The organism is Nonomuraea sp. NPDC003727 (genome assembly GCF_053586935.1).
In genome coordinates, this window is record NZ_JBSFNE010000010.1 from 85,374 (window position 1) to 95,649 (window position 10,276).

Sequence of the window (10,276 nt, forward strand, 5' to 3'; positions counted from 1 at the left end):
AAAGGACACGCCATGACTCCAGCCGCCGCCGGTTACCGGATGCCCGCCGAGTGGGAGCCGCACGCCCGCACGTGGATGGCCTTCCCCACCGCCAACCCGACCTTCACCGACCTCGAGGCCGCCCGCAGGGCGTGGGGCCAGGTGGCCGACACGATCGCCAGGTACGAGCCCGTGGTGATGGTCGCCAACACCGGGGAGAGCGCCGACGCCCGCTACTACCTCGACCCCGGCATCACCGTGGTCGAGCGGCCCATCGACGACGCGTGGCTGCGCGACAGCGGGCCGACCTTCCTGGTGGACGGCAAGGGCGGGCTCGCCACGGCGAACTGGGTCTTCAACGGCTGGGGTCAGCAGAGCTTCGCGCGCTGGGACAACGACTCCAAGGTGGGCACGCTCGTCTCGGAGATGGCCGAGGCGGTGCCGTACGCGTCGGAGATGGTCAACGAGGGCGGCGGCATCCACGTGGACGGCGAGGGGACGGTGCTGCTGACCGAGACGGTCCAGCTCGACCCGTTCCGCAACCCCGGCTGGACCCGCGAGCGGGTCGAGGCCGAGCTGAAGGCGTTCATCGGCGCCGAGAAGTGCCTGTGGATGCCGCGTGGCCTCACCGCCGACTACGGCCAGTACGGCACACGCGGCCACATCGACGTCTTCGCCGCCTTCGCCCGCCCCGGCCTGGTGCTGGCGCACAGCCAGCCCGACCCGTCGCACCCCGACCACGAGGTGTGCCGCGAGAACATCGCCCTGCTGCGCTCGTTCACCGACGCCCGCGGCCGCGCCCTCGAGGTCGTCGAGGTGCCGGCGCCCACGGTGACCGAGGTGGACGGCGAGCCCGTCGACTACTCCTACATCAACCACTACCTGGCCAACGACGCCGTCGTGCTGTGCGCCTTCGACGACCCGCGCGACGAGGAGGCGGCCGCGCTGTTCGCCAAGGTGTTCCCCTCACGGGCGGTCGAGCTGGTGGACGCCAGGCAGATCTTCGCGGGCGGCGGCGGCATCCACTGCATCACCCAGCAGCAGCCCGCCGTCTCCCGCGCGCACGCCTAGCGGGGTCACGCCCAGCGGGGTCAGCCGGTCACGGCCAGCAGCCTCCGGAGAGCCCCGGTGAGCACCTCAGGGTCCTTGAGCGCGGGGTCGGCCAGCGCCGAGGGCATGCCGAGGCCGTCGAGCAGCGCGAGCACCTGGCTGGCCAGCAGGACGGGGTCGTCGCCGGCGGCGAAACTGCCGTCGGCGGCACCGTCGGCGATCACCTCGGCCAGCAGCCCGCGCCACGCCTCGTAGTCGCGCAGGAACTCCCCCCGCCATTCGGCGTCGCGCAGCGCCCACCGCCACGACTCCACCCAGACGCGCCAGCCGCCGCCCTCATCGCCCGCCACGTGGCGGGCGATGTGCAGCAGCCGCTCCCAGGGGCTGCCCCGCAGCCCCTGCCTGGCCGTTTCGAGGTCGGTGGCCGCGGCGTGCCGGAAGGCGGCGACGAGCAGGTCCTCGCGGTTGCCGAAGTAGTACTGCAGGGTGCTGATCGGGACCCCCGACGCCTCGGCGACGTCGGCGAACCTGGTCGCCTCCGCGCCCCGCTCGGCGATCACCCGCGCGGCCCCCTCGAGCACGTCCTGCCTGCGCCGCCCGGCCCGTCTGCCCATGTCCCCCTATCTATCACGAGCCCACACGGCGCGGGCACGCCCGCGGCGCGCGGCCGTCACTGGCCGGTGACGAGGCTGCCGCCCTCCAGGAACGTCTTCAGCGCCGACAGGATCATGATCCAGCCGCCGCTGACGCTGCCCAGCATCTTGCTGTCAGGGCTGTCGAAGCCGTCGTGGATGATCGTCAGCTTGACGCCCAAGACCTCCAGCTCGGCGGGCTCGATCTCGAAGGTCACCTTCGAGCGCTCCTTCACCGCCACGGCGAACGCCTCGTCGGAGTCGAACATCTCGCGGTGCATGGGCTGGAGCGTGTGCCAGGTGAACGACAGCCGCTTGCCCGGCTCGGCCTCCAGCACCCGCTGGCCCAGTTCCTGGAACTCGCCGTCGGGGAAGGACTTCCACCGCACCGGCGAGCCGATCTCCCAGGTGGACTCGGGCCCGGTGCCGCCCATGTAGACCTTGATGAGCTCGGGGTCGGTGAGGGCCTGGTAGAGCTTCTCCGGGGTGGTCTGGATGTAGATCACGTAGACGAACTCGGGCTTGTTCACAGGTGCCTCCAGCGATTGTTTGAGCCGGGCCAGCACGGACAGCCGCCCTCGTTCGTAGCGGCCGATCCAGCGGTCGGCGATCTCGTGGATGGGAACAGGGTTGAGGTAGTGCAGCTTCTCCCTGCCATGGCGCACGGTGCTGACCAGGTTGGCGGCCTCCAGCACCGCCAGGTGCTTGCTCACCGCCTGCCTGCTCATGCCGAGCCCCTGGGTCAGCTCGAGCAGCGTCTGCCCGTTGCGCTCGTTGAGGCGGTCGAGCAGCCTGCGGCGGCTCGTGTCGGCCAGCGCCTTGAACACCGCGTCCACACCCGCAGAATAGGCAACCATATGGTTGCCTGTCTACTCGCGCAGGAGGTCCCCCAGGATCGCCACGCCCTCACCGATCTCCGCGGCCGTCCGCGCGGCGTAGCCCAGCACCAGCCCGGGCCGGCCGGGACGCTGGGCGTGCCACGACAGCGGCTGCACCTTCACCCCGCGGGCCAGCGCCGCCGCGGCCAGCTCCGTGTCGGCGGGCCCCGCCTCGTAGGTGACCGTCAGGTGCAGGCCGGCGGCCGCCCCGTGCACCACCGCCCCCGGCAGGTGCGCGGCGATCGCCTCGACCATGGCGTCCCTGCGCCGCCGGTGACGGGTGCGCACCAGGCGCAGGTGGCGTTCCATCGCCCCGCCGTCCATGAGGGCGGCCAGCACCAGCTGCGGCAGGACGGCGTTGCCGAGGTCGGCGAACCGCTTGGCCTCGACCAGCGCTTCCCGGTATCGCGCGGGCGCCAGCAGCCAGCCCAGGCGCAGGGCGGGGGCGAGCAGCTTGGAGACGCTTCCGGCGTAGCAGACCTGCTCGGCCAGCACCGAGCGGACGGCGGGCACCGGGGTGCGGTCGTAGCGGTGCTCGGCGTCGTAGTCGTCCTCGACGATCAGGCCGCCCGCCCTCGCCCAGGCGGCCAGCGCCCGTCGCCGCCGCCCGGCGAGCACCACGCCGGTGGGGAACTGGTGAGCCGGGGTCAGCAGGACGGCGGGCGAGCCGAGCGCGCGCAGCTCGTCCACCCGCACGCCCTCGGCGTCGACGGTGACGGGCGGGGTGCGCACGCCCGCCGCGTTGAGGTGCTGGCGGGCGCCGAGCGAGCCCGGCTCCTCCACCGCCACCTCGTCGATCCCGTCGCCGCCGAGCACGTGGGCCAGCAGGCCGAGCGCCTGGGCGGTCCCCGACACGATCAGGACGTCGCCGGGGTCGGCGCTGATCCCCCTGGTGCGCGCCAGCCAGTGGGCGACGGCCGTGCGCAGGGCGGGCGCGCCCCTGGGATCTCCGTAGCCGAGGTCGGCGGCCGACAGGTGGGCCAGCACCGCCCGCTCGGCCCTCAGCCAGGCCGCGCGGGGAAAGGCGGCCAGGTCGGGCAGGCCGGGCGACAGGTCGACGCGGGCGGGGGCGGCGCGCAGCGCGTCGAAGACGTCGGCCGCCGGCTCGCCCGCGAACGGCGCGCCCGCCAGGGCCGGACGTGGCGGGCCGGAAGCGGGAGGCGTCGCGGGGACGGCGACGACGACCGTTCCGGCCCTGCCGCGGCCCGCCACGTGACCCTCCTCCCGCAGCCGCTGGTAGGCCTCGGTGACCACGCCCCGCGAGACGCCCAGCTCGCCCGCCAGCACCCGGGTCGGTGGCAGCCTGCCGCCGACCGGCAGCCGGCCGTCGGCCATGGCCAGCCTGAGCCGCCCGGCCAGCCAGTCGGACAGCCCGCCCGGCGGCGCGTCGCCTGCGTCCAGTTGCAGGAAATCGGAGCCGACGGTTATGGACCTGTCAAAGCCGCCCTCTTTGGACCTGTTCATCAGGCCATTGTGGCGGCAGGGTGGACGGGTGAGTTTCGCGTTCTTGCTGACCACGCTCGTCGTGGTGGCCACACCGGGCACCGGCGTCGTCTACACGCTGTCGGCGGGTCTGTCCCACGGGCGGGGGGCGAGCGTCGTGGCCGCGCTCGGCTGCACGCTCGGCATCGTGCCGCACCTGCTGGCCACGGTCACCGGGCTCGCCGCGCTGCTGCACGCCAGCCCGGCGGCCTTCCAGGTGCTGAAGTATCTCGGCGTGGCCTACCTGCTGTTCATGGCCTGGCACGCGCTGCGCGACAGGGGCGCGGTCGCCGTGGACGAGGCGGCCGCCCCGCGCTCGGCGACCAGGACGATCGTCTCCGGCGTCCTGATCAACATACTCAACCCGAAGCTGACCATGTTCTTCCTCGCGTTCCTGCCGCAGTTCGCCACCTCGGGCGCGCAGATGCTGTGGCTGGGCGGGGTGTTCATGCTGGTCACGTTCGTCGTGTTCGCCGCGTACGGCGTGTGCGCCGCCTCGGTGCGCGACCAGGTGACCTCGCGGCCGAGGGTGATGGCCTGGATGGGGCGGGTCTTCGCCGCCTCCTTCGTCGCTCTCGGCGTCCGACTCGCCTTCGCCGACCTCTAGGGATCCTCATGCGTTTCCAGCACTCACCGTCGGTCTGGTCCGACTTCCCCGAGCTCGCGGTGGGAGTGGTCCGCGCCGACGGCATCACGCCCGACGCCGCGCCCGACCTGGACAGGTTCACCTCCGTCGCCAAGGAACGGCTCGCCGCGGGTACCGAGACCGATCTTCCCGAGATCCAGGCGTGGCGCCGTGCCTTCTCCCGGATGGGGCTGAAGCCGACCCAGTACCGGTGCGCCTCGGAGTCGCTGCTGCGGCGCTTCCGGCGGGAGGGAGCGCTGCCGCGCCTCCACCCGCTGATCGACCTGTGCAACGCGATCTCGCTGGCCTACGCCATCCCCGTCGGGGTCTTCGATCTCGCCCGTGTCGCGGGCGACCTGGAGGTCCGCTACGCCGCCGGCGACGAGAGCTACCTCACCTTCGGCGGCGAGGTGGAGCGGCCCGAACCCGGCGAGGTGATCTTCGCCGACGCCGAGGGGCGGGCGCACGCGCGCCGCTGGTCCAACCGGCAGAGCGGCCACTCCGCCGTCAGGGACGGCACGAGCGCCGTCCTGATCGTCGCCGAGGCGATGCACGCCACGGCGCGCGCCGACGTCGAGGACCTGACCGCGGTGCTGGCCGGGGAGCTGCGCCGCCTCTGGCCGGCCGACCCCCGGACCTCGATCAGGAGCCACTAGCGCCCCCGGCTCAGTGGCTCAGCGGCGGCCCGCGCGGCCCAGGACCCAGCCGATGGCGGCGCTGCCCAGGGCGATGCCCGCGCCCATGCCGAAGGCGGCCAGCATGACCCACGGACGGGTCTGCGCCTGCTCCTTCACCGGCTGCGGCCGTTCGAAGACCTGTCCCGTGGCCGCGGGTGCCGGAGCGGGTGTGAGAGCGGGCGCCGGAGCGGGCGCGGCGGGCGAGCCGCCCCGCTGGCGCGGCAGGTCGAGGGCGGCCGCCGGCACGGCAGGGACCGGATGGCCGGGCGCGGCCGCCGATCCGGCGAGGGCGGCCTGACCCGCCGCCGCGTGGACCGGCACCCCGGCGACGAGGTGGGACTCGACGGCGCTGAAGAACTCGCCCGCCGTGCGCTTGGCGACCGAGCCCAGCATGCGCTGGCCCACCCCGCCGATCATGCCGCCGACCACGGCCTCGGCGTCGTAGTCGACGCGCGTGCCGCCCTCGACCTCGGCCAGCCGTACCTCCACGGTGGCGTCGACGGTGCCGGGCGCGCCCTGCCCGCGCGCCCGCAGCACGAAACGCTCGGGCGGCAGCGGCTCCGACAGCGCCACCTCCCCCTGGTAGACGCCCTTGATCGAGGCGACGCCGGCGCTGACCGTCATCCGGTAGGTGCCGGGGCCCGTCTCCTCCAGGCGCTCACAGCCCGGGATGGTGCGCACCAGCACCGCCGGGTCCTGGAGCGCGGCCCACACACGATCTCTGCCGATGCCGAGCACCGCACTGCCTGCGACCTTCACACAGGCCACTCTAGGCAGCACCGCGCCCCTTCCTCATGGCAACTCACGCCGAGAATGGCACATGATCCATGGCAGGATGGGGCCCACGGTCGCGGGGCGACCGGCGGCGACGCGCCTGGTGCGCACGCCGGCCGGGATCGCGGCTGGCGAGGTCGCGCCGACCCCCACCGGGTCGTCGCTCGATCCGCACGCGACCCGCGGTGGTCTTCCCGACCGTCGACGACGACAATCCCGACGTATGTCCCCGGGGGGCGCTCCGCCGGGCGGCGTAGGGGAGGATCAGCCGCACGGGTGACGCGCGGCACCGCCCCGACCGGCCATTGTTGGCCTCGGAGGGGGAACTCCAGGGGGCTCTCGAGGGGTGCGAGGTGTGCGGCCTCGCACCCCTCGAGTCATGTCTGTGACAAAGATCGCAGCGCTCCCCCGTCGCATTGCTCTACAAGCCGTAGTACTACTTCTAGTAGAACTACAGCTCGTAGAGCTCCAAGCCCGCTGAGGGGAAGATGGACGCGCTTGACCTGGCACGGTGGCAGTTCGGGGTGACCACCGTCTACCACTTTCTGTTCGTACCGTTGACGATCGGGCTCGGCGTCTTCGTCGCCGGACTCCAGACCGCCTGGCACCGCACCGGCAAGGAGCACTACCTGCGCCTGACGAAGTTCTTCGGGAAGCTGTTCCTGATCAACTTCGCGATGGGCGTGGTGACGGGCATCGTGCAGGAGTTCCAGTTCGGGATGAACTGGAGCGAGTACTCCGTGTTCGTGGGCGACGTGTTCGGCGCCCCCCTGGCCCTGGAGGCGCTGGTCGCCTTCTTCATGGAGTCGACGTTCCTCGGCCTGTGGATCTTCGGCTGGGACAAGCTGCCGAAGCGAGTCCATCTGGCGACCATCTGGGCGGCGGTGATCGGCTCGAACATCTCCGCCTACTTCATCCTCGCCGCCAACGCGTGGATGAAGCACCCCGTGGGATACGAGGTGGTCGACGGCAAGGCCAGGATGACCGACCTGTGGGCCGTGCTGACCAACTCCACCGCCCTCGCCCAGGTGCCGCACGTGGTCGCGGCCAGCTTCATCGCCGCCGGCGGGTTCGTGCTGGCGGTCAGCGGCTACCGGCTGCTCAAGGGCGACACGACCTTCCGCGGCCCGCTGCGCGGCGCCCTGGTCATGACCGCGATCGCCGGGGCCGTGGTCGCCGGCACCGGCGACATGTCGGCCAAGCTGATGTACGAGCAGCAGCCGATGAAGCTGGCCGCCGCCGAGGGCCTGACGCACGACACCAAGGGCGCGCCGTTCCACGTCGTGCCGGGCATCGAGATCCCCAAGCTGCTCAGCTTCCTGTCGGCCGGCGACACCGGGGCCGTCGTCCAGGGCACCGAGGACGTCCAGCGCCGCCTGGAGCAGCGGTTCGGCCCCGGCGACTACCGCCCGGACCAGCAGATCGTCTTCTGGTCCTACCGGGTGATGCTCGGCTTCGGCCTGTCGACCGTGGGCCTGTCGCTGCTCGGCCTGTGGCTGACCCGCAGGCGCCGGCAGGTGCCGTCCTGGTACGCCAGGGCGCTGGTGCTGGCGCTCCCGCTGCCGCTGCTCGCGATCATCGCCGGATGGCTGCTCAGCGAGATCGGGCGGCAGCCGTGGACGGTCGCGGGCGAGCTGCTGACCGCCTCCAGCGTCTCGCCCGGCGTGTCGCTGGCCGAGGTGGCCACGTCGCTGACGCTGTTCACCCTCGTGTACGGCCTGCTGGCGGTGGCCGAGGGCGTCCTGCTGGTCAGGAACGTCAAGAAGGGTCCCGAACCGCTTCCCGCGCCGGTCCGCGAGCCGGTGCGCGAACCGTCGCTGATGTACTGAGGAGAGCACCGTGATCGATCTGTGGTTCGTCATCATCGCCTTCCTCTGGACCGGCTACTTCGTCCTCGAGGGCTTCGACTTCGGGGTGGGCATGCTGTCGCCGTTCCTCGGCCGCAACGAGGGGCAGCGCAAGCAGATCCTGCAGACCATCGGCCCGGTGTGGGACGGCAACGAGGTCTGGCTGATCACCGCCGTGGGCGCGATGTTCGCCGCCTTCCCCGCTTGGTACGCGGGCCTGCTCAGCACCTTCTACCTGCCGCTGACGCTGGTCCTGGTCGGGCTGATCGTGCGCGGGGTCGCGCTGGAGTGGCGCGGCAAGCTGGAGCACGCCGCCGACCGGGCCTGGGCCGACGCGGGCATCCTGGCCGGCAGCGCGCTGCCCGCCTTCCTGTGGGGCGCCGTCTTCGCCGACGTGCTGCTGGACAGCGGCGTGGCCGCGCTGATCGGCGGCGCCTTCTCCCTGGCGGTCACCGTGCTGCACGGCGCGGTGTTCCTGGCGCTCAAGACCGAGGGCCGGGTACGGCAGCGCGCCCGCGCCGTCGCGACGGGCGCCACCGTCGCCGTCATCCCGCTGGCGATCGTGGCCCTGTCGTCCATCCCCGGCGAGGGCGACCTGGCGGTGTGGGTCGCCGCGGTGAGCGCGATGGCGCTGCTGGCCGCGGGCGGCTCGCTGATCTGGCGGCGCAGGGAGGGCTGGGCGTTCGCCGCCACGGCGGGAGCGATCGTCCTGACCTCCGTCGCGGTGTTCGGGATGCTGGCGCAGCGGCCCCTGCCCGGGCTGACCCTGGCCGAGGCCGCGTCCGGCCCCTACACGCTGGGCGTGCTGACGTGGATCGGCCTGGCGGTCCTGCCGTTCGTGCTGGGCTACCAGGGCTGGACGTACTGGGTGTTCAGGAAGCGGATCGCAGCCCCCGGGCGCGCCGCCCGGGTGGAGGGCGCCCCGGCGGGTATCGGCCACTAGGCCGCCGTGCCCCGCACGGCGGCCGATACCGCGGCGCCGGTGGCCCACGTCCGCCGACCGGACCGGGCGGGGGGCCGGCCCGCGCGGTCTGGTTGGATACCCCAGATGGGTCTCTTACGGCATCGCGGTTTCCTCCTGCTGTTCGGCGCGGACACCATCAGCCAGGTCGGCACGCAGGTCAGCATGGTGGCGCTGCCGCTGGTGGCGGTCGTGGCGCTGCGCGCCTCGCCGTTCGAGATGGGGTTGCTGGTCGCGGCGGAGACCGCGGCGTTCCTGCTCATCGGGCTGCCGGCCGGGGTGTGGGTGGACCGGCTGCGCCGCCGGCCGATCCTGATCACCGGCGACCTGGCGCGGGCGGCCCTGCTGGCCTCGGTGCCGGTGGCGTGGTGGCTGGGCGTGCTGTCGATGCCGCAGCTGTACGTGGTGGGCCTGTGCGTCAGCGTGGCGACGGTCTTCTTCGACGTCGCCTACCAGAGCTATCTGCCGTCGCTGGTCGAGCGCGACCGGATCGTCGAGGGCAACGCCAAGCTGGAGATCGTCCGTTCGGGCGCGCAGGTGGCCGGTCCCGGGGCGGCCGGATGGCTGGTGCATCTCGTCACGGCGCCGGTGGCGATCCTGGTCGACGCGGTCAGCTTCCTGCTGTCGGGACTGCTGCTGGCGGGCATCAAGGGCGACAGCGACACCCCTGCCCGTGACGAGCGGCGCGGCCTGGTGAGGGAGATCGGCGAGGGCCTGGCGTTCGTGCTGCGGCACCCGATCCTGCGGATGATCGCCGCCTGTACGGCCTCGGCCAACCTGGCCAACGCCATGAACAACGCGCTCGCCGTGCTCTTCCTCATCAACGTCGTCGGCGTCAGCCCGGGCGTGATGGGGTTGCTGTTCTCGGCCGCGGGCGTGGGCGGTCTGGCGGGCGCGGCGCTGGTGGGCCGGGTGTCGAGGTGGGCGGGCTCGGCCCGGACGATCTGGCTGTCGGCCCTGCTCACCTCGCCGTTCATGCTGCTGGTGCCGCTCGCGGCGCAGGGGTGGCGGCTGGGCCTGTACGTGCTCGCCTGGTTCGTGGTCAGCGCCGGCATCGTGGTCTACAACGTGTCGCAGCTCAGCTTCCGCCAGGCGATCACCCCCGATCATCTGCTGGGCAGGATGAACGCGACCATGCGCTTCATCGTGTGGGGCACGCTGCCGCTGGGGGCGCTCATCGGCGGTGTGCTCGGCGAGCGCCTGGGCGTGGTGGCGGCGCTGTGGATCGCCTGCGCGCTGACGCCGCTGTCGGTCATCCCGCTGCTGCTGTCGCCGCTGCGGACGATGCGCGACCTGCCGCAGGAGCCGCCCGGCCGCTGATCAGCTCCTGACGCGGTGGTCCTTCAGGTGCGGGTCGCCGCCGACCCCTCG

General features: G+C 72.7%; 10 protein-coding genes. 6 read left to right on the plus strand and 4 right to left on the minus strand.

Features of this window, described 5'->3' with window-relative positions:
- Positions 1–12 precede the first annotated feature (12 nt).
- A complete protein-coding gene (locus ACWDLG_RS25460) occupies positions 13–1,050 on the plus strand; it encodes an agmatine deiminase family protein (RefSeq protein ID WP_449924135.1) in 1,038 nt (345 codons plus the stop codon).
- 20 nt (positions 1,051–1,070) lie between these two features.
- Here ACWDLG_RS25460 and ACWDLG_RS25465 read toward each other — a convergent pair whose 3' ends face one another.
- Genes ACWDLG_RS25465 through pdxR form a run of 3 tightly spaced genes read right to left on the minus strand, consistent with a single transcriptional unit; the run spans position 1,071 to position 4,003 of the window.
- Positions 1,071–1,643, minus strand: a complete 573-nt coding sequence (locus tag ACWDLG_RS25465; RefSeq protein ID WP_449924138.1) for a TetR/AcrR family transcriptional regulator — start codon at positions 1,641–1,643, stop codon at positions 1,071–1,073.
- A gap of 56 nt (positions 1,644–1,699) precedes the next feature.
- On the minus strand, positions 1,700–2,497 hold the full coding sequence (locus ACWDLG_RS25470; protein ID WP_449924141.1) for an ArsR/SmtB family transcription factor: 798 nt from the start codon (positions 2,495–2,497) through the stop codon (positions 1,700–1,702).
- A 33-nt stretch (positions 2,498–2,530) separates the two neighbouring features.
- Positions 2,531–4,003 carry a MocR-like pyridoxine biosynthesis transcription factor PdxR gene (gene pdxR / locus ACWDLG_RS25475; protein WP_449924144.1) on the minus strand — a complete coding sequence of 491 codons (1,473 nt, stop codon included), beginning with the start codon at positions 4,001–4,003 and terminating at the stop codon, positions 2,531–2,533.
- Positions 4,004–4,031: 28 nt separating this feature from the next.
- On the opposite strand from pdxR, the gene ACWDLG_RS25480 reads away from it, so the two are divergent.
- Both ACWDLG_RS25480 and ACWDLG_RS25485 read left to right on the plus strand, forming a co-directional pair.
- Positions 4,032–4,628 carry a LysE family translocator gene (locus tag ACWDLG_RS25480; protein WP_449924147.1) on the plus strand — a complete coding sequence of 199 codons (597 nt, stop codon included), beginning with the start codon at positions 4,032–4,034 and terminating at the stop codon, positions 4,626–4,628.
- Between the two features lie 8 nt (positions 4,629–4,636).
- The gene (locus ACWDLG_RS25485; RefSeq protein WP_449924150.1) at positions 4,637–5,302 is read left to right on the plus strand and encodes a B3/B4 domain-containing protein; all 666 of its coding nucleotides are present in this window, start codon (positions 4,637–4,639) and stop codon (positions 5,300–5,302) included.
- Between the two features lie 18 nt (positions 5,303–5,320).
- Here the strand turns inward: ACWDLG_RS25485 and ACWDLG_RS25490 are convergent, their stop codons facing one another.
- Complete coding sequence (locus ACWDLG_RS25490) at positions 5,321–6,082, minus strand: SRPBCC family protein (RefSeq protein ID WP_449924152.1); 762 nt, start codon at positions 6,080–6,082, stop codon at positions 5,321–5,323.
- A 503-nt stretch (positions 6,083–6,585) separates the two neighbouring features.
- Here ACWDLG_RS25490 and ACWDLG_RS25495 point away from each other — a divergent pair.
- The 3 genes from ACWDLG_RS25495 to ACWDLG_RS25505 all read left to right on the plus strand — a co-directional run bounded on the left by ACWDLG_RS25495 (position 6,586) and on the right by ACWDLG_RS25505 (position 10,225).
- Entirely contained in the window at positions 6,586–7,926 is a 1,341-nt protein-coding gene (locus ACWDLG_RS25495) for a cytochrome ubiquinol oxidase subunit I (protein WP_449924154.1), read from the plus strand.
- Positions 7,927–7,936: 10 nt separating this feature from the next.
- Positions 7,937–8,887 (plus strand): cytochrome d ubiquinol oxidase subunit II, encoded by a 951-nt coding sequence (gene cydB / locus ACWDLG_RS25500; protein ID WP_449924157.1) that lies wholly within the window; start codon positions 7,937–7,939, stop codon positions 8,885–8,887.
- Between the two features lie 105 nt (positions 8,888–8,992).
- Entirely contained in the window at positions 8,993–10,225 is a 1,233-nt protein-coding gene (locus ACWDLG_RS25505; RefSeq protein WP_449924159.1) for an MFS transporter, read from the plus strand.
- Positions 10,226–10,276 lie beyond the last annotated feature (51 nt).